This is a genomic window from Arthrobacter sp. ISL-48 (assembly GCF_018613805.1).
Lineage (GTDB): Bacteria > Actinomycetota > Actinomycetes > Actinomycetales > Micrococcaceae > Arthrobacter.
Window position 1 is genome coordinate 143,180 of record NZ_JAGGPL010000003.1, and the last position, 19,126, is coordinate 162,305.

General features: G+C 64.2%; 17 protein-coding genes. 5 read left to right on the forward strand and 12 right to left on the reverse strand.

Annotation, left to right across the window (positions count from 1 at the left end):
* Window positions 1–6: 6 nt before the first annotated feature.
* From coxB to J7E83_RS04485, 3 genes are all read right to left on the reverse strand, one after another.
* Window positions 7–879 (reverse strand): cytochrome c oxidase subunit II, encoded by an 873-nt coding sequence (coxB, locus tag J7E83_RS04475; RefSeq protein ID WP_214959464.1) that lies wholly within the window; start codon window positions 877–879, stop codon window positions 7–9.
* Window positions 880–1,065: 186 nt separating this feature from the next.
* The gene (locus tag J7E83_RS04480; RefSeq protein ID WP_066291471.1) at window positions 1,066–1,455 is read right to left on the reverse strand and encodes an iron-sulfur cluster assembly accessory protein; all 390 of its coding nucleotides are present in this window, start codon (window positions 1,453–1,455) and stop codon (window positions 1,066–1,068) included.
* Between the two features lie 186 nt (window positions 1,456–1,641).
* Entirely contained in the window at window positions 1,642–3,087 is a 1,446-nt protein-coding gene (locus tag J7E83_RS04485) for a dipeptidase (protein WP_214959466.1), read from the reverse strand.
* A gap of 162 nt (window positions 3,088–3,249) precedes the next feature.
* Between J7E83_RS04485 and J7E83_RS04490 the strand changes: the two genes are divergently transcribed.
* Entirely contained in the window at window positions 3,250–3,852 is a 603-nt protein-coding gene (locus J7E83_RS04490) for a DUF3043 domain-containing protein (protein WP_214959468.1), read from the forward strand.
* A gap of 102 nt (window positions 3,853–3,954) precedes the next feature.
* Here J7E83_RS04490 and J7E83_RS04495 read toward each other — a convergent pair whose 3' ends face one another.
* Window positions 3,955–5,025, reverse strand: coding sequence for a quinone-dependent dihydroorotate dehydrogenase (locus J7E83_RS04495; protein ID WP_214959470.1), 1,071 nt, complete (start codon window positions 5,023–5,025; stop codon window positions 3,955–3,957).
* Window positions 5,026–5,130: 105 nt separating this feature from the next.
* Between J7E83_RS04495 and J7E83_RS04500 the strand changes: the two genes are divergently transcribed.
* On the forward strand, window positions 5,131–6,192 hold the full coding sequence (locus tag J7E83_RS04500; RefSeq protein WP_214959472.1) for an alpha/beta hydrolase: 1,062 nt from the start codon (window positions 5,131–5,133) through the stop codon (window positions 6,190–6,192).
* Here the strand turns inward: J7E83_RS04500 and J7E83_RS04505 are convergent.
* The 3 genes from J7E83_RS04505 to leuA form a co-directional block, all read right to left on the reverse strand.
* Entirely contained in the window at window positions 6,138–6,974 is an 837-nt protein-coding gene (locus J7E83_RS04505; RefSeq protein WP_214959474.1) for an isoprenyl transferase, read from the reverse strand. The genes J7E83_RS04500 and J7E83_RS04505 overlap by 55 nt on opposite strands.
* 2 nt (window positions 6,975–6,976) lie before the next feature.
* Window positions 6,977–7,729: a DNA repair protein RecO gene (gene recO / locus J7E83_RS04510; protein ID WP_214959476.1), complete on the reverse strand. Its 753-nt coding sequence runs from the start codon at window positions 7,727–7,729 to the stop codon at window positions 6,977–6,979.
* Between the two features lie 90 nt (window positions 7,730–7,819).
* The gene (gene leuA, locus J7E83_RS04515) at window positions 7,820–9,559 is read right to left on the reverse strand and encodes a 2-isopropylmalate synthase (protein ID WP_214959478.1); all 1,740 of its coding nucleotides are present in this window, start codon (window positions 9,557–9,559) and stop codon (window positions 7,820–7,822) included.
* Between the two features lie 255 nt (window positions 9,560–9,814).
* On the opposite strand from leuA, the gene J7E83_RS04520 reads away from it, so the two are divergent.
* The 3 genes from J7E83_RS04520 to J7E83_RS04530 are packed head-to-tail and all read left to right on the forward strand — an operon-like array spanning window position 9,815 to window position 13,398.
* The gene (locus J7E83_RS04520) at window positions 9,815–11,767 is read left to right on the forward strand and encodes a M13-type metalloendopeptidase (protein WP_214959480.1); all 1,953 of its coding nucleotides are present in this window, start codon (window positions 9,815–9,817) and stop codon (window positions 11,765–11,767) included.
* A gap of 60 nt (window positions 11,768–11,827) precedes the next feature.
* Window positions 11,828–12,133, forward strand: a complete 306-nt coding sequence (locus tag J7E83_RS04525) for a helix-turn-helix transcriptional regulator (RefSeq protein WP_214959482.1) — start codon at window positions 11,828–11,830, stop codon at window positions 12,131–12,133.
* Window positions 12,130–13,398 (forward strand): HipA domain-containing protein, encoded by a 1,269-nt coding sequence (locus J7E83_RS04530; RefSeq protein ID WP_214959484.1) that lies wholly within the window; start codon window positions 12,130–12,132, stop codon window positions 13,396–13,398. Before J7E83_RS04525 ends, J7E83_RS04530 begins: the two co-directional genes overlap by 4 nt.
* A 21-nt stretch (window positions 13,399–13,419) precedes the next feature.
* Here J7E83_RS04530 and J7E83_RS04535 read toward each other — a convergent pair whose 3' ends face one another.
* The 5 genes from J7E83_RS04535 to J7E83_RS04555 form a co-directional block, all read right to left on the reverse strand.
* Window positions 13,420–14,880 (reverse strand): LCP family protein, encoded by a 1,461-nt coding sequence (locus J7E83_RS04535; RefSeq protein ID WP_214959486.1) that lies wholly within the window; start codon window positions 14,878–14,880, stop codon window positions 13,420–13,422.
* A gap of 220 nt (window positions 14,881–15,100) precedes the next feature.
* Window positions 15,101–16,075, reverse strand: a complete 975-nt coding sequence (gene era, locus J7E83_RS04540) for a GTPase Era (protein WP_396020483.1) — start codon at window positions 16,073–16,075, stop codon at window positions 15,101–15,103.
* Window positions 16,059–17,390, reverse strand: a complete 1,332-nt coding sequence (locus tag J7E83_RS04545; protein ID WP_214959488.1) for a hemolysin family protein — start codon at window positions 17,388–17,390, stop codon at window positions 16,059–16,061. The genes era and J7E83_RS04545 overlap by 17 nt, the downstream gene beginning before the upstream one ends.
* Window positions 17,387–17,860, reverse strand: coding sequence for an rRNA maturation RNase YbeY (ybeY, locus tag J7E83_RS04550; RefSeq protein ID WP_214959490.1), 474 nt, complete (start codon window positions 17,858–17,860; stop codon window positions 17,387–17,389). Before ybeY ends, J7E83_RS04545 begins: the two co-directional genes overlap by 4 nt.
* Window positions 17,857–18,945 carry a PhoH family protein gene (locus J7E83_RS04555; RefSeq protein ID WP_214959492.1) on the reverse strand — a complete coding sequence of 363 codons (1,089 nt, stop codon included), beginning with the start codon at window positions 18,943–18,945 and terminating at the stop codon, window positions 17,857–17,859. Before J7E83_RS04555 ends, ybeY begins: the two co-directional genes overlap by 4 nt.
* Window positions 18,946–19,126 lie beyond the last annotated feature (181 nt).

Sequence of the window (19,126 nt, forward strand, 5' to 3'; positions counted from 1 at the left end):
CTCCCCTTACTTTATTTCGTTCAGGTTCGGGTTGCGGTCATACTCTTCGCCGAGGAGCCCCGTGTTGCCAGAGTCCTTCAGTTCAGTGATGTGGGCCTGGAATTCAGACTCCGACACTACCTTGACGCGGAACAGCATTTCGGAGTGGTACTCGCCGCAGAGCTCGGCGCACTTGCCGTCGTACGTGCCCTCTTTAGTGGGGGTGAACCTGATGTAGTTGGTCTTGCCCGGAATCATGTCGCGCTTCTGCAGGAAGGCCGGAACCCAGAACGAGTGGATCACGTCGCGTGAGTTCAGCTCCAGGTCAACGGACTTTCCAACGGGCAGGTAAAGGGTGGGCAGCTTCTCCTTGTCCACGGCATTGCCTGTCAGGTGCGCCTGGACTCCTGCTTCATGGACGTCTTCGGAGATCACGTCGCCGGACTTGTAGTTGAAGTCCCAGGCCCACTGCTTGCCGCGGACGTCAACGACGACGTCGGCCGGCTGCGAGCGGTCGTCGATCGCCTGCTGGTCACGGTCGGTGAAGTAGAAGAACACCAGGACCATGAACAGCGGAATGGTCAGGTAAAAAACCTCAAGCGGAAGGTTGAAGCTCGTCTGCTTCGGAAAACCTATGGTTCCCTTGCGCCGACGGTAGGCAACCAGGCACCAGACGATCAAACCCCAGGTAATGATGCCCACCACAAGGGCGGCAATCCATGAGTTGACCCAGAGGTCCATGATGCGGTCGGTGTTACTGGTGGTGCCCCGCTCGGTGGGGAGCCACCCCTTCTCTACCTCTGGCGAACATCCAGTCAAAACCAACGCGCCGGCAACTGCCAAGCCTGAGATCGATGTGATCGTTTTGCGTCGGCTGCCGGTTCGGTTCTGCGAACTCACAGACGGCCCTTCCTACTTGTTGCTGTTGCCCGGGCAGCCGTCGGCTACCGCGGGCACACTAAAAGTTTTACTACTCGGTGTAGAGCTTACCGCTCTGCCGGGCGTTTCGCCCACATGTCGGCGCCGTCGTGCCGTGCCGTTCTGGCACACGGACTGGAGGCGCCGGCATCGGGCGAAAAGACCGGGTCAGTGGAACGAATCTCCACAGGCGCAGGAACCGCCGGCGTTCGGGTTGTCGATGGTGAAGCCCTGCTTCGAGATGGTGTCCTCGAAGTCGATGCTCGCGCCGCTGAGATAGGGCACGCTCATCTTGTCCACTACAACTTCAACGCCGTCATAGTCACGGACAGCGTCGCCATCAAGGAGGCGCTCGTCGAAGTAGAGCTGGTAGATAAGGCCGGAGCAGCCGCCGGGCTGTACGGCGACGCGCAGGCGCAGATCAGTCCGGCCTTCCTGCTCGAGGAGGCTGCGTACCTTGCCTGCGGCGACGTCGGTCAGCTTGACCTCGTGGGCAGCCAGTTCGTCGCTGGCAGCGCTGGTGGTTTCGGTGCTGTTCTCATTGGTTGCGGTGCTCATTTGGCCTACCTTCTTAGGATGGTCCTGGCGGCGCCGCGCGAGCGGTGCCTACCCCTACGGAAACGGTGTGGGCTATAGCTACATGCTACGTCGGTCAGACGTATAGCTCTAACTTCAAACGTAACCATGCGTGCTCCCTCCTTGTTCCCCGCGCCTATGTGCTGGACGTCGTGCAGCCGACAGGCTTCAGGCGAGGCCGTCAGCGTTCAGCCTGGCCAACAGCAGGGCTTCGGCCACCACGGCGTTCCGGAAGTCTTCGATGTGCAGGGACTCGTTGGCGCTGTGCGCGCGGGAATCCGGATCCTCAACGCCGGTCACGAGGATCTGCACGTCGGGATAGACCTCGGTGAGGTCGGCAATGAACGGAATTGAGCCGCCGATGCCCATTTCCACCGCGGGCACGCCCCAGGCCTCCCCAAGGGCCCATAGCGCCAGCGAAGCGGCCTGGGAGGACGTGTCTGTGAGGAATGAGCTTCCGCTTTCACCTGGCGTGAACACCACGGCCGCACCAAACGGCGCGTGGGCTTCAACGTGCAGGCGCACAGCCTCCATGGCGTCGGAGGGCACCTGCCCCGGCGCCAGGCGAAGGCTGAACTTTGCCCGTGCCCGCGGCAACAGGGTATTCGATGCCACATCCACTGCCGGCGCGTCGATGCCAATGATGGACAGGGCGGGTTTGGTCCAGAGGCGCGAGGCGATGCTGCCCGATCCTGCCAGCCGGACGCCGTCGAGCACTGAAGCGTCGGCCCGGTATTCGGTTTCGGAAAGATCCACGGTGACGTTGTCGCTGGACACGAGGCCCTCGATGGCCACGTTGCCGTCGGCATCGTGCAGGGTAGCGATCAGCCGCGACAACAGTGTCGGGGCGTCCAGCACCGGACCGCCGTACATGCCCGAGTGGACTGCATGCTCCAGTACCTGCACCTCAATGGTTCCGTCCACAAGTCCGCGGAGGCTCGTAGTCAGGGCCGGAACGCCCACCTTCCAGTTGCTGGAGTCCGCCACCACGATCACGTCTGCACGGAGAAGCTCACGGTGGGCTTCAAGGAAGGAGCGGAACGTCGGAGATCCCGCTTCCTCCTCCCCCTCAAAGAAGAAGGTCACGCCAAGGCCCAGTTCCGACCCCAGGACCTCCGCGACGGCAGAGTAGGCCGCCACGTGGGCCATGATTCCGGCCTTGTCGTCGGCGGCGCCGCGCCCATACAGCCTGCCGTCTTTTTCGACGGCGGCGAACGGCTCGGTCTGCCAGAGGGCAGGATCGCCGGGCGGCTGGACGTCGTGGTGCGCGTAGAGCAGGATGGTCGGCTTCCCCTCGGCCGCTTTCCGGCGGGCGACGACGGCGGGGCCGCCGGGGGTGCCGTCCTCCTTGTCACACCGCAGAACCTGGACATCCTCCAGGCCGGCAGCGCGAAGGAGGTCCGCCACAGCATGGGCGCTACGCTCCAGTGGGGCAGGATCGAAACTCGTCCAGGCGATGCCAGGGATAGCCACCAGTTCCGCGAGCTGTACAAGCGTGCCGCCGAAGGACCGGTCGATTGCGCTCCGGAGTCCCTGCGCGTCGATGGCACCGGGCGGGCTGCTGGCCTGACGGCTGCCGGAATCGTCTGGGGTTGCCGCTGGAGTTGACGTCATGGCGAAAACAATACCGGCGCTGCCTTGCTGTGGCATCCGCCAAGACCTGACGGGGCTGGCGCGGCTGGCGTCAAATCCAGGCGTCCCCGGCAGGCGGCGGCGCAGGTGCCGCCGGGCAGCCACGGGGCTAGGGCCCGCTCCGCCGCAAGGTATTCTGTTCAGGTGTTCGGACGTAAAAAGGAAGCGCCATCGGCGCAGGAATCAATAGACCAGCAGGCCGCTGAAGCGGCCGCCCGGCAGGATGTCGCAGCCGGCAAGGGCGTACCCACACCCAAACGCAAAGCCCAGGAGGCGGCCCGCAAGCGCCCCCTGGTGCCGGAGGACCGCAAGGCTTCCAAGGTGGCGGAACGCCAGGCAATCCAGGACCAGCGGCTGAAAATGCGCCAGGCGTTGGATACCGGCGACGAAAAGTTCCTGCCGCTCCGGGACAAGGGCCCCCAGAAGCGCTTCGCGCGCGACTACGTGGATGCCCGCTTCAGCCTTGGCGAGTACCTGATGTTCGGTGCGCTCGTCTTCGTGATCATTTCCCTCCTGGTGCCGGCTTCCAGCGAACAAATGATTTACGTCCTGGGCGGGTTCTGGGTGATGTTCCTCGCCGTTTTCGTGGATGTGTTCATTCTGTCCCGCAAACTCCGCAAGAGGCTGACGGAGAAGTTCGGCGAAGTTGAGCGGGGCACCGTTTGGTATGGCTCCATGCGGTCGCTTCAGTTCCGCAAGCTGCGGCTCCCCAAGCCGCTCGTCAAGCGCGGCGACTACCCCGCCTGACTGGTCCGCCGCTGCACCTGCACAGCGGATGACTTTCCTACAGCAAACCCCGGCGGTCCTACCGCCGGGGTTTTGTGTTCTGCCTCTGTATACCGCGGAGGGTCAGCCGCGGCGGTTCTCCGCCAATTGGCGGTTGATCCGGGCTGCCCAGAAGGGACCCTCATAGAGGAAAGCCGTATACCCCTGGACCAGAGCGGCTCCGGCATCCAGCCGGTCCTGGACGTCCTGGGCGTTCTCCACGCCGCCGACAGACACCAGGGCGAGGGCGTCCCCGGTTGCAGCCTTGAGCCGGCGGAGGACTTCCAGGGACCGCTGCTTCAGGGGCGCCCCCGACAAGCCGCCTGCTCCGCACTTTTCGACGGCTTCGGCCGCTGAGCTGAGCCCGGTCCGGCCAATAGTGGTGTTGGTGGCAATGATGCCGTCCAGGTTAAGGTCCAGCGCCAGCCGCGCGACGTCGTCGATGTCTTCGTCGCTCAGGTCCGGGGCGATCTTGACCAGCAAGGGAACGTGCCGGCCTGCAGACCTGTCAGCCTCCTCCCCCACCGCCGTCAGCAACGGGCGGAGGGTCTCAACGTCCTGCAGGAGGCGGAGACCTGGAGTATTGGGTGAGCTCACGTTGACCACCACGTAGTCCGCGGCCGGCGCGAGGCTTCGTGCGCTGGTCAGGTAGTCGCCCGCAGCGTCTTCCAGTTCAACCACTTTGCTCTTCCCGATGTTCACGCCGATGACGGGACGCACACCGGGGTGCCGGCGCTGGAGGGCGGCACGCGCCGCCTTTAGCCTGGGCTCGACTGCCGCCGCCCCGTCATTGTTGAAGCCCATCCGGTTGATCACGGCACGGTCCTTGACCAGCCTGAAGAGGCGCGGCTTCTCATTCCCCGGCTGGGGCTGGCCGGTGATGGTCCCCACTTCTACATGGCCGAAGCCCAGTTCAGTAAGAGCCTCGATGCCGTGGCCTTCCTTGTCAAAGCCCGCAGCGAGGCCGAAAGGAGACGGGAACGTCACTCCGAAGGCCGTGGTCTGCAGGGATGGGGCAGGCGCCGTGAACTTCTGCAGCAGCCGGGTAGCGCCAGTGGCATGCGCGAGCCTGATCCCCTTGAATCCGATCTTGTGGGCGCACTCGGCGTCCATCCATGAAAAGGCCAGCCTGAAGAATGTGGGATATACGCGCATGCCCCTAGTTTTCCGTCTCGCGCAGCACAGACCAAACCCGGGCCCGCAATAAGCCGTGGGAGAGCATCCTACTCAGGCGTAGATCGGCCGGACTAGCATGAACCCATGAAGTGGGAGCCGGACATCCTCGGTGAGGGGTTTGATGCGTGCGCGTTCCAGGCGTCAGGTGCCGACGGAGTGCAACGCACCGCCACGCTGGTACGGTTCCGGCCGCCCGGCGAGGAGCCTCCGCCACCTGCCGGCCGCTGCAGGACGGTCCTGTTCCTTCACGGCTGGAGCGACTACTTCTTCAACGTGGATTTGGCACAGTTCTGGACACGCAGCGGCTACGAGTTCTACGCACTGGACATGCATAACCATGGACGGAGCCTCCGCACTGATTCGCCCGGCGGCTATGTGGCCGACCTGGCTGACTACGACGCCGAGATCAGCGAGGCAATCGGCCTGATGGGACTGGACCGCATCCCCGCAAAGAACGTGTCCCCGGGCGTGCCGGCCGACACGGCGCAGCAGGACGACCTGCCCCTGCTCCTCCTGATGGGCCACTCGACCGGTGGCCTGGTGGCGGCCCTGTGGGCAGACCGGCACCCGGGCGGCGCCTCGCAGCTGGTGCTGAACAGCCCCTGGCTCGAAATGCATGGCAGTTCGCTGGTGCGGCGGGCAGCATCCACGATGGTGGGTCCCGTGGCCCGCTTCCGTCCGGAGGCCGTCCTCCGCCTTCCAGAGCGGGGCTTCTACTGGCGAACCATCAGCAGTTCTGCCGAAGGCGAATGGGCCCTGGACGACCGCTTCAGGCCGCCCATGGCCTTCCCGATGCGGGCCGGCTGGCTAAGCGCCGTGCTCTCCGGCCAAACCAAAGTGGCCCGCGGGCTGCGCATCGAGATCCCTATCCTGGTCCTGCTGTCGCGGGGCAGCGCCAACGGCCCCTTCTGGACAGAGGAAATGCGACGGACAGACGCGGTGCTGGACGTCAACATCATCGCGCTCCGGGCCCTGGCCCTTGGCCGTACGGTGACGGTGGAACGGATCGACGGCGCATTGCACGACGTCTTCCTCTCGCCCTCGAAGGTACGGGCCGATGCCTATGCCCGGTTGTCACGGTGGCTGCGCGGTTACGCGGATCCCGGGGCCGACGAAACCGGGGCCGCATCCACCGCTCCACCGTAGCGCCGGTCCCGCTGGGCATAAATTTCCACTGCCTCCCACAGAGTCCTGCGATCCACGTCCGGCCACAGCGTGTCCATGAAGACAAACTCAGCGTACGCAGACTGCCAGAGCAGGAAGTTCGACAGCCGCTGCTCGCCTGAGCTGCGCAGGAAGAGGTCCACATCCGGCAGGTCCGGCTCGTCGAGGTACTTCTGGATGGTCTTCTCCGTGATCGCCCCTGGCTTGAGCCGGCCTGCCGCCACCTCCACCGCGATAGCGGAAACAGCGTCTGTAATTTCGGCGCGGCCACCATAGTTGACACACATGGTCAACGTGCAGGTGCTGTTGGCGGCGGTGTACTCCTCTGCCTCTTCAAGTTCCCGGATCACCGAGCCCCACAGCCTGGGCCGGCGCCCGGACCACCGCACCCGCACCCCCCACTCGTCCAGCTGGTTCCGCTGGCGCCGTAGCACATTCTTGTTAAATCCCATCAGAAAGCGCACTTCCTCCGGTGAGCGGCGCCAGTTCTCGGTGGAAAACGCGTAGACGCTGACGTATTCGATGCCGAGCTCAATGGCTCCGGCCACCACGTCCAGCAGCGCGGGTTCACCGGCCTTGTGGCCTTCTATTCTCGGCAGCCCGCGCTGGTTGGCCCAGCGTCCGTTGCCGTCCATCACGATGGCGACGTGCCGTGGTATGAATTCGGCGGGGATGTCCGGTGCTGCGGCGCCGGAAGGATGGGGATACGGGGCAACCACGGGGGCGGTCCGCCGCGAAGAGTTGTTCTTTTTTCCCAAGGCCACTGTCAGGTACGCTCCACATGTTTGAGTGATTTCAGGACACGCTCCAGGTGCCACTGCAGGTAAGCGGCGACGAGCCCAGCGGCCTCCCGCTGGTGGACGGGCAACGATGCGTCCGCCGTCGGCCAGTCTCCCATCAGCAGCGCACCCAGCAGAATCACGGTCTCCGCAGCCGGAGCAGGCGAGCCGGGCGGCCGGCAGTCACCGCAGACCATGCCGCCCAGCGGGGCCGAGAACGCCGTATGCGGACCGGGCCTGCCGCAGCGCGCGCAGTCCGTGAAGCTCGGGGCCCAGCCACCGGTGGCCAGGGCGCGCAGGAGATATGAATCCAGGATCAGACCAGGAGCGTGTTCGTCCCGGCTCAGGGATGCCAGGGCACCAACCAGCAGGTTGTATTGGGCGGTCCCGGCTTCGCCGTCGACGTCCGTGAGCTTCTCGGCGGTCTCCGTCATGGCCGCGGCCACCGTGTACCGGCCGTAGTCGGCGGCGATGTTGCCGCCATAGGCGCCCTTGGCGACAGCCTGCGTGACGATGTCCAGGGTTCGCCCGGACACCAGCTGGAGATCGGCGACCATGAAGGGCTCCAGCCGGGCGCCGAAACGGCTGGTGGTCCGCCGGACCCCCTTGGCTACCGCCCGGATCTGCCCGTGGTGCTTGGTGAGCAGCGTGATGATGCGGTCTGCCTCGCCCAGTTTATGCGTGCGCAGCACGACGGCGTCATCCCGGTACGCGCGGGCGGCAAATGATTGTTGGACCACACTTAATCTTCGCACTGTCTTCCGGAAAGCTGATCATCCGTCCGGGCGGGCGTTGCGCGCCGGCAAAGCCCGGCGCGCAACACTCCAGGATCAGGCGCGGGAATCCCGGATAGCGCGGTTGACCGCGGAGATCACGGCTTTCAGGGATGACATGCTGGTGTTCGCGTCGATGCCGATGCCCCACAGGACGCGTTCCCCCACGGCACATTCCACATACGCTGCGGCCAGGGCGTTGCCGCCTTCGGAGAGGGCGTGCTCGCTGTAGTCCAAAACCCTGACATCCACGCCGTCTTCCCTCAAAATGCTCAGCAGCGCTGCAATGGGGCCGTTTCCGGTGCCTGTGCGGCGCACCTGCACCCCGTCAACGGTGAGGGACGCATGCAGCGTCATGCCGCCGTCTTCATCGGTTTCGGTGCTGACTGAACCAAGCGAGTAACGGCCCCATTGCCCGTCCACCTTGCCGGAGGGCAGGTATTCGTCCTGGAAGTGGTGCCAGAGCTGGGCGCCGCTGACTTCGCCGCCCACTGTGTCCGTCCGCTGCTGGATGACGCCGGAGAATTCAATCTGGGCGCGCCGGGGCAGGTCCAGGCTGTGTTCGTTCTTGAGCAGGTAGGCGACACCGCCCTTGCCGGACTGCGAGTTAACCCGGATGACGGCCTCGTAGCTGCGGCCCAGGTCCTTGGGGTCCACGGGCAGGTACGGGACCTGCCAGGTGAAGTCGGCAACGTCCTTGCCGGCGGCGGCGGCGTCGCGCTCAAGCGCCTCGAAGCCCTTCTTGATGGCGTCCTGGTGGGAGCCGGAGAATGCAGTGAACACGAGGTCGCCACCGTACGGGGACCGCTCGGCAACCGGCAGCTGGTTGCAGTACTCAACCGTGCGGCGGATTTCATCGATGTCGGAGAAATCGATCATGGGGTCGATGCCCTGGACGAACAGGTTCAGGCCCAGCGTAACCAGGTCCACATTGCCCGTGCGCTCGCCGTTCCCGAAGAGGCAGCCTTCGATGCGGTCAGCACCCGCCATGTAGCCCAGCTCTGCGGCCGCCACGCCGGTGCCGCGGTCATTATGCGGGTGCAGCGAGAGGATGATCCCTTCACGCGGGTGCAGGTGCCGGCTCATCCATTCGATGGAATCGGCATAGACGTTCGGGGTGGCCATTTCCACCGTGGCCGGCAGGTTGATGATGACCTGGCTGTCAGCGGAGGCCTCGAAGACATCAGCGACGGCGTTGCACACCCGCACGGCGTATTCGAGCTCCGTGCCCGTGAACGACTCCGGGGAGTATTCGTAGGTGACCTGCGTGTCCGCGAGGGTTTCCTCGTACTTTTTGCACAGCCGCGCACCCTGGAGCGCAATGTCCAGAATCCCGTCCTCGTCCTGGTTGAACACCACGCGGCGCTGCAGGACGGAGGTGGAGTTGTACAGGTGGACGATGGCCTGCTTGGCACCTACCAGGGACTCATAGGTCCGCTCAATCAGGTGCTCGCGGGCCTGCGTCAGGACCTGGATGGTGACATCGTCCGGGATGTGGTTGCCTTCGATGAGCTGGCGGACGAAGTCGAAATCAGTCTGCGAGGCCGAAGGGAAGCCGACCTCAATTTCCTTGTAGCCCATCCGGACCAGCAGGTCGAACATCTTCATCTTGCGGGCTGGGCTCATCGGGTCGATGAGAGCCTGGTTGCCGTCACGCAGGTCCACGGCGCACCAGCGCGGGGCCTTGGTGATGACCTTGTCCGGCCACGTGCGGTCCGGGAGATCGACAGTGATCTGATCCTGGAACGGGCGGTAGCGGTGGACGGGCATTCCTGAGGGCTTCTGTGCGTTTCGCATTACTTTCGGGGCCTTTTCTGTGGTTCTTATCTGAAAGGGTGGCCGGGCAACACAAACTCCGCAGCGAGGATGGGCCTTGCGCTAGGTAGCGTCTGAGGCCTCGCCGCGGCAGCTAAGAAGAAGGAGCTCTGCGCGCACCTTTTGAGAGTAACACGGGTGCGTAAGATGAAGGAGCAACACCTGCCGTAACGTCCACCATGCAGACGCCGCACCGGTTCCAGCGCCGGCCACGGCACCTCATACGAAGGAGTTTCCGTGCCCATTTCGGGGATCGACCTGTCCAACATAGATCACACCGTCCGGCCGCAGGATGACCTGTACCAGCACGTGAACGGAGCATGGCTCAAGGCCACGGAAATCCCCGACGACCGGCCGCTTGAGGGAACTTTCACAGCCCTGCGCGACGGCGCCGAAATAGCGGTTCGGGACATCATCGAGGAAGCCGCCGGCAAGGGCGCCGCGGCCAGCGGGATTGAACGGAAGGTCGGCGAACTCTACAACAGCTTCATGGATGAAGCCGCCGTTGAGGCCAAGGGCATGGAGCCCATCCGGGACCGGCTCACAGAGGTCTTTGCCACGGAATCCGTTCGAGAACTGATGTCGCTGGCCGGCCGGCTGTTCCGTTCGGATGTGGGCGGCCTCTTCTACATCTACCCGGCACCCGATGCTGGGAACCCGGACCGGATACTCCTCTACACCGGCCAGGGCGGGCTGGGATTGCCCGACGAGTCGTACTACCGCGAAGAGAAATTTGCTCCGATGGTCAAGGCCTACGGCAACCACGTGCAGACCATGTTCGCCCTCGCCGGCCTGGACGACGTGGAGGCCGCAGCCGGGCGGGTAGTCGCCCTCGAGACCAGCCTGGCATCCCACCACTGGGACAACGTCACCTTGCGGGATCCACAGAAGACTTACAACCTCAAGACGGCGGACGAAGCCCTTTCGCTGTTCCCCTTGCTGGGCACATGGTTCGAGGCCGCAGGCATTGTCGAGGACAAGCGCCGGGAAATCGTCGTGAGTACCCCTGACTTCTTCAGCGGGGCGGCCGCGCTGCTTGAGTCGGAACCGCTGGCGATCTGGCAGGAATGGCTGGCCATGAGGGTTATCAGCGCCGCCGCCCCGTATCTTTCCTCCGCGTTCGTGGACGCCAATTTTGCCTTCTACGGCACCACCATCAGCGGCACGCCCCGGAACAAGGACCGCTGGAAGCGGGCCGTCGGCGTCGTCGAAGCGGCACTGGGCGAAGCCGTGGGGCAGATCTACGTCTCACGGCACTTTCCTGAATCCCATAAAGCACGCATGCAGACCCTCGTGGACAACCTGATTGAGGCGTACCGCCAGAGCATCACGGGCCTCGAATGGATGGGTGAAGCGACGAAAGCCGAGGCGCTCCGGAAGCTGGGGGCATTCCGCGGCAAGATCGGCTACCCGGACAAGTGGATTGATTACTCCGCGGTGGAGATCGACCCTGCCGACCTGCTGGGGAACATCGAGCGGGCCCACAATGCCGACGTCGACCGCCACCTCGATGAGGTGGGCAAACCGGTGGACCTCAACAAGTGGCTGATGACGCCGCAGACGGTGAACGCCTACTACCACCCCATGCTGAACGAGATCGTCTTCCCGGCAGCGATCCTGCAGCCGCCGTTCTTTACCGCCGACGCCGACGACGCCGTCAACTACGGCGGTATCGGCGCTGTCATCGGCCACGAGATCGGCCACGGTTTTGACGACCAGGGCTCACAGTTCGATGGCGGCGGCGCCCTCCGGAACTGGTGGACCGAGGAGGACCGTAAGGCGTTTGAAGCACTAACGGCCAAGCTGATTGCCCAGTTCGATGTCCTTTCCCCGTATGCGGCTCCCGGGCACAATGTCAACGGCAAGCTCACGCTGGGGGAGAACATCGGCGACCTGGGCGGCCTGACCATCGCTTACAAGGCCTACCTCCTCAGCCTGGACGGCAAGGAGCCGGAGGTGCTGGACGGACTCACGGGCCAACAGCGCTTCTTCGCCTCCTGGGCCGCCGGCTGGCGCCAGGTGATCCGGACAGAGGAAGCCATCCGCCGGTTGGCCACCGATCCGCACTCCCCCAACGAGTTCAGGACCAATGCCATCGCCAGGAACCTCGACCCATTCCACGAGGCCTTTGGCGTGACTGAACAGGACGGCATGTGGATGCCGCCGGAGGAGCGCGTCAGTATCTGGTAGCGGCGAGGAATGGCCGGACGGGGATGTTCCATATATCCAACAACGCGTACTCTCCTCGGAATGTTCGACATCTTGAACATTTGGAATTACTACCCGTATGATCAATATATGGAACATCCTTCGGCCACTCCCTTTTACCGCGCTGTCGATGCCGCATCGCTCGGGCGGTCAATTGCGGATGCCCGCAAAGAAGCAGGCCTGACCCAGCAGCAATTGGCTGAAACGCTGGGAGTTACACGGGGCAGCATCGTCAGGCTGGAACACGGCCAGCCCGTGTCGACCGTTGTAGCCATGAAAGCCATCCGGGCAATTGGCCGCGACGTCGCGCTGGTCCCCCGATTCGCCAAGCTTCAGGTCAAGCAGTGAGACGCCAAACCCTCGAAGTGTTCCTGCACGGGCGCCACATCGGCGTGCTTTCCGGGACGTCGCTGCGTCTGTCCTTCCAATACGACCGTGAAGTCGTCGCGGAATACGGCGTGTCCTCCATCCTGCTGTCGTTGGCGCTGCCCGTGGACCGAAGAAAGATCGCCGACACGCCGGTGTTCAATTACTTTGACGGGTTGCTTCCGGAGGGACAGGTCCGCTCCCACCTGGCCTCCCAGAACGGGCTTGCCACACCTGATGCCATCGGCTTGCTCCGGGTACTCGGCGCCGACTGCGCCGGCGCCGTCCAGGCACTGCCGGAAGGAACGTCACCCGACGTGCAGGGGGAAGCAATCCCCATGACCGAAGAGGACGTCGCGAATGTCGTGGAAGCATTGCCCACCTGGGACCTGCCCGACGACTTCGCGGTCACTGCCTCCTTGGGCGGGATACAGTCGAAGGTCCTGCTGAGCCGGCACGGCGACCGTTGGACGTGGCCAGGCCGCGGAGCCGTGTCAACCCACATCATCAAACCCGAACCCCTTGATTCGCCCATCCCCCATCTGCTGCCAGCGGAGGACTGGGCGCTGAAGGTTGCCGCTGCGGCCGGACTGCCCGCCGCAGAGGCCCGGCTTGAAACGTTCGGCGCCCGCCAGGCGATCGTCGTGACCCGCTACGATCGAACACCGGACGGCGGCCGGCTGCACCAGGAGGACTTCACCCAGGCGCTGGCCCTGGGCAGTGAGGCCAAATACGAAGGCACGACGGCGCCCCCGTCCAGGCTGACCCGGCTGGTCTTTACCGCGGCGCCGCACACCCGTGACGACAACGAATTCCGGCGTGACCTGCTGCGGGCCGTCACCTTCAATCTCGTCATCGGAAACGGCGACGCACACTCGAAGAACTACTCGCTGCTCATCCGCGATGGCGGTGAGGTGCTGCTCGCACCGCTGTACGACGCGGCTCCTACGCTGCTTCTCTACGCGCCAAGCAAAAACGCCGGCCATACACTCGGCGGGCAGGCTGGGTTGAACCACCTGACGCTGGAGCACGTGATCAAGGAAGCCACAGCTTGGGGCCTGGACCCGGACGACGCGCGGGCGACCGCTGCTGCCGTCCTGGAAGCAGTGGCCGGCGCAGCCACAGCCACACCGGCGCAGGACGTTATCGCGTTCCTGAACCAGCTGGTTCCCGCACGCGCCGAAGACCTCCTGAACGGCCAGACAGCCCGTCGCACCCTTGGTAATCAGGCCGCCTCACGAACCTGACAGTACAGGCACCCGCTCCGGTTAACCCCGGACGATCAGCAATGGATTGGCCTGCTGGCAGACAGTGTCCCCGGCCGTCTGATTAACGATGTCGTTCGGCAGCGTAGCGGCTCCATAGGTGGTGCCCTTGGAAAAGTCCTCACCAAGGTAGACCTGGACCCCGGGGAAGGCAGGAGCCGGAAGCACCTGGGCGGCCGGGATCCCCAGCATCGCCGCCACGTCTGCGCCAACGTTGGCGAACTGCGTTCCGTAGTACACCACGGACTGCGCAACGGGTTGGGCCTCCAGCTGGCCCAGCTGCGTAAAGCCACCCGCCTTCAACACCTGGGCGATCTCCTGGGAACGCCCCGCCACACCCGATCCGTTGGCCACGGAGATGGGCTGCGCCGCCTTGTCATAGGGTGGCACCGCGGGCGCTGTCGTAGTCGGGGCGGGAGCGGGAGACGCCGTCGTACCGTCAGTCGGCGACGGCGACGGCGTGGGTGCTGTGGGATCGGTCAGGTCCACGTCCTTGCGGAGCGCCGAAAACAATTGTGATCCGGCAGGCTCGGCGACCTGGAGGCGGTTAGCGTCGCTGACCGCGGTGGTGGTGGGGACGGCGACGAACGCCACCTTGCTAATGTCGATGGTTTTCAGCCGGTTCCCGATGGTAAGGAGTGACGGAACTGACGCCAGGCCATCATCGACCGTGAGGTTCTGGGTGACGACATCGGCGATCTTCAGCATCTTGGCGGGATCCGACAGCGTGCCGTCGTCCTTGATCTTACGGGTGAGCGAGGAGAGGAAACCCTGCTGGGCCTTGATGCGGCCCAGGTCCCCGCCGTCGGCGAATGCATGCCGCGTCCGCAGGAAGGCCAATGCCATCTCGCCTTCCACGGCAGACGTTCCCTTGGGCAGGCGGAGGCGTGAATCGGGATCATAAACGGCGTCGCTGATGCAGACATCCACGCCGCCCACGGTATTGGAGAGCTCCTTGACGGCGTTGAAGTCCGCCATCATGAAGTGGTCGACCTGCAGCCCGGTGAGCTTGTTGACGGTGTCCACGGCGCAGCCAATGCCGGCCTGCGCCATGGCCTCATTGATCATGACCCCGCTGCGGGCCGGAAATACCTGCTTGGTTTTCGGGTCCTTGCACTCGGGGATGTCAACGAGGAGGTCGCGCGGGAAGCTGATGACGTTGACGCGCTTGTTGTCCGCCGAAATGTCCATCAGCATCATCACGTCCGATTGCCCGTAGCCGCTGGATTCTGCTGCGGTGCCGTATTCGGAATTCTTGCCATCCCGCGTGTCCGAGCCAAGGATGAGGATCTGCATCCTGTCAGTCGAGTCGTTCACTGCGCTCTGGGTGGAGCCGTTGCCAGCGCTCAGCGGCGCCCGGGAGATGTTCGACTGCAGCCGGAAGTACCAGAAGCCGGCAAAGGCAAGGCCCCCTACCACCAGGATGGAGACAATGGCAGTGGTCACTTTCACCCATTGCGGCATCCGGCGCTGTAAGCCCAGATGGCGGGCGGATCCGACGGCCGCATCTTCCGCGTGACGGGAAACTGGCCCCGAACCGGCTGACAGGTCAGCTCCATACTCGCGCTTATCGCGGCCTCGCACCACTGGGTGTACCTTCCTTTGAAATCCGAACCCGGCTCATTTTAGTAGTCCAGGCTGGGAAAATGCCGATTGGAGTGCCCGGGCCTGCGGTGCGGGGGCGTCAGAAGCCGAGCTTTACCAGCTGTTTGGGGTCCCGTTGCCAGTCCTTGGCCACCTTCACGTGGAGGTCAAGATAGATGCGCGTGCCCAGCAGTGCTTCGATGCCCTTCCGGGCGTTGGTGCCCACTTCGCGCAGCCGGCTGCCACCCTTGCCGATGATAATGGCCTTCTGGGAGGGGCGTTCCACGTAGAGGTTGACCCGCACATCCAGGAGCTGGTTGTCTTCGGCGCGGCCTTCGCGGGCCACGATTTCATCAACAACCACCGCCAGCGAATGGGGCAGTTCGTCGCGGACCCCCTCCAAAGCAGCTTCCCTGATCAGTTCGGCCACCATCACGGCTTCGGGCTCGTCCGTCAGCTCACCGTCCGGGTACAGCGGCGGCGACGGCGGCATGTGGCTGATAAGAACGTCGGCCAGCGTTCCCACCTGGAAACCGTCGGCTGCCGATACCGGGACGATATCCTTCCAGCCATCCTCCCCGAGTACTTCACGGCCAAGGGCAGCAACCGCAAGGAGCTGTTCCGTCAAGGCCTGGCGGTCCACCAGGTCAGCCTTTGTGACGATCGCGATGACTGGCTTTCGCCCGACGGCGGCCAACTGTGCGGCAATGTATTTGTCACCGGGGCCGATTTTTTCGTTGGCGGGCAGGCAGAAACCAATCGCATCAACCTCGGCGAGGGTGTCTGCGACGAGGTCATTGAGCCGTTTGCCCAGGAGCGTACGGGGACGGTGCAGGCCCGGGGTGTCCACCAGGATCAGCTGGGCGTCGTCGCGGTGGACAATTCCACGGATAGTGTGGCGGGTGGTCTGCGGCTTGGCGGACGTGATGGCCACCTTCTTGCCCACCAACGCATTGGTGAGGGTGGATTTGCCGGCATTGGGGCGTCCCACCAGGACCGAGAAGCCTGCACGGAAGCCGCCAAAGTCCTCGGTGCCGGAATCCAGGTGGACTTGGGGCCTATTTTTCTTGCTCACGTGGAACTCCCTGCTGGGTTGTTTCCGCCTCATGGAGGAGGTCTTCAAGGTCAGTGTCTACTTTTGGTGGGTGCGCCGCAATGATGTGGCTGACCCGGTTCCGGCGGCCTTCGAGCCGCTCGGCCCGCAACGAAACACCGTCCACTATCACGGTGCTCCCCACGATGGGGACGCGGCCGAGCGCCTTGGCCATCAGCCCGCCCACGGTGTCTACCTCGTCGTCGTCGAGCTCGATGTCGAACAGTTGCCCGAGGTCGTCGATGCTCATCCGCGCGCTCACCCGGAAGGACCCGGCCCCGAGTGCCACCGCCTCTGCGCTTTCGGTGTCATATTCGTCCACGATCTCGCCGACAATCTCTTCAATGAGGTCCTCCAGCGTGACGAGGCCCGCCGTACCGCCATATTCGTCGATGACGATGGCCACGTGGGTGGATTCCTTCTGCAGTTCCTTCAACAGATCGCTGACAGGCTTGGATTCGGGGACATAGCGGACTTCACGGGCAATGGATTCGACGAGGGGCGGGGCTTCGTCCGGGCTTAGTTCGTGAAGGGCCGCGGCGACGTCCTTGAGATACACGATCCCGAGGATTTGGTCCGTGCTGTCTCCGATCACGGGAATCCGTGAGTAGCCGGACCGCAGGAAAAGTGACATAGCCCGCCTGAGGCTCGAACCGGCATCGATGCTGACGATGTCCGTCCGGGGAACCATGACGGCGCGCACCAGCGTGTCGCCGAAATCAAAGACGGACTGGATCATCTCAGCCTCAGTATCCTCGATCACGTCCGATTCGCTGGCCCGGTCAACGAGTTCGCGGAACTCCTGTTCGCTGACGAAGGCCTCGTCGCCTCCGGGAGCCCCTGGGGCTGCCGCGCTCCCGAGCGCCACTAGCCAGGCCGGGATAGGCCCGAGGAGCCGCGTCAGGAACCCGATCAGCGGTGCCGTGAACCGTACGACGTCCGCAGAATGGAGCCTGCCGAGCTGCCGCGGGGAGACTCCCACGATCACGAATCCGAGGAGGGCCATGATGCCGGTGGCCGCGAGGCCGGCGAGCCATACGTTCGCCAGCAGGCTGTGCAGCAGGACTGCCACTGCCACCGCCGAGGCCATCTCGAACCAGATCCGCCAGAACCTGAGCGCCCGGATGTGCGCCACCGGTTCCGCAAGGATGCTTTTCATGGCGTTTCCACGGCTGGTGAGAAGCGCTTCCTCGGCGTCGTGGCGGGGAAGGAACGTGAACGCCGCCTCGGCGGCTGTCAGGAGCGCCGCAATGCTGAGGAAGGCCAGGGCCATGAAAACAAGAAGCAGGGGCGTCACTGCGTGGTCTCGGCGGGTGCTTCTTTGCCGGTGAAGCCGGATAGCAGTTCGCGCTGAAGGCCGAACATCTCGGCCTTTTCCTCCGGCTCGGCGTGGTCATAGCCCAGGAGATGGAGTATGCCGTGGGTGGTCAGGAGCAGCATCTCATCCTGCAGGGAATGGCCGGCATTCCTGGCCTGGACCTGCGCAACCTGTGGGCACACGGCGATGTCCCCCAGCATCCCCTGCGGAGTTGGCCGGTCCGGCGTACCCGGAGTCAGTTCATCCATCGGCACGGACAGCACGTCGGTGGAGCCGGGCTCGTCCATGAGCTCAATGTGGAGCTTCTCCATGGCGGGCTCGTCCACGAGGAGAATGGACAGTTCCGCCTGGGGGTGGATGTAAAGCTGTTCAAAAACGTACCTGGACAGCGCCACAAGCTCCGCCTCGTCCACCTGGATCCCGGATTCGTTGTTGACCTCGATGCTCACGCGTGCTCCGCCCGCTTTTCCCGGCCCACTGAATGCTTGACCCGGTTCCGCTGGACGTCGTCCCAGAGGCTGTACGCCCGAACGATGTCACCGACCAGGCGGTGCCGGACCACGTCGGTGGAATCCAGGACGGTGAAATTCACATCTTCGATTCCCTGCAGGATCTCCTCCACAATGCGCAGCCCGGACCTTGTGCCAAACGGAAGGTCAACCTGCGTGACGTCTCCAGTGACCACCATCTTGGAACCGAAGCCCAGGCGGGTCAGGAACATCTTCATCTGCTCGGGCGTCGTGTTCTGGGCCTCGTCAAGGATGATGAAAGCGTCGTTGAGGGTCCGGCCGCGCATGTAGGCGAGGGGCGCCACCTCAATGGTTCCTGCGGCCATCAGGCGCGGGATGGATTCGGGGTCCATCATGTCGTGCAGGGCATCGTAGAGCGGGCGCAGGTAGGGATCGATTTTGTCGCTCAGCGTGCCAGGCAGGAATCCCAGCCGTTCGCCGGCTTCGACGGCGGGCCTGGTCAGGATGATCCGGCTGACTTCCTTCTGCTGCAGGGCCTGGACTGCCTTGGCCATGGCGAGGTAGGTCTTGCCGGTTCCCGCGGGGCCGATACCGAAGATCACGGTGTTGGCGTCGATCGCGTCAACATAGTTTTTCTGGTTCAGGGTCTTGGGCCTGATGGTTTTGCCGCGGCTCGAGAGGATGTCATGCGTCAGGACGTCCACCGGGTTCTGCAGCGACTGGCTGCGGAGCAGGGCTACAAGCTGTTGCAGGACGGCAGGGCTGATGACGGTGCCCCGGGCCACCAGACCGCGGACTTCGTGGAGTAGCCGCATGATCCTGGGAACGTCGCTGGCGGGTCCACTGATGGAAAGCTCGTTTCCGCGGACATGGAAGTTGACCGCCGGGAACTGTTCCTCAATGAAACGCAGGGCCTCATCATGGCTGCCGAGCGATTGGACCATCTGATCGGAGTTGTCAAAGAGAACCACCTCCGTCCGAATGCCGGGAAGGGTGTGGGGGAATTCTCCTGCGGTGCGCTCCCCGGTATTCAGCCGGCGCTTTCCGTTCGTTGATTCAGTCATGGTGCTGGCCCGCGGGCCTGGGGTCCCCCTTCAGTTCCAATCAACAGCGCGGTTGACGCTGCTGGTGACGCTGGTGACACCGGAGCGGCCCGGCAGTTGCCGAGCCCGCCGATACTCACCGGATTCCTTCCATCTTACGCCAGCACGCTGCCGCAGCAGGCCCGCGGGGGCCCTCTATGAA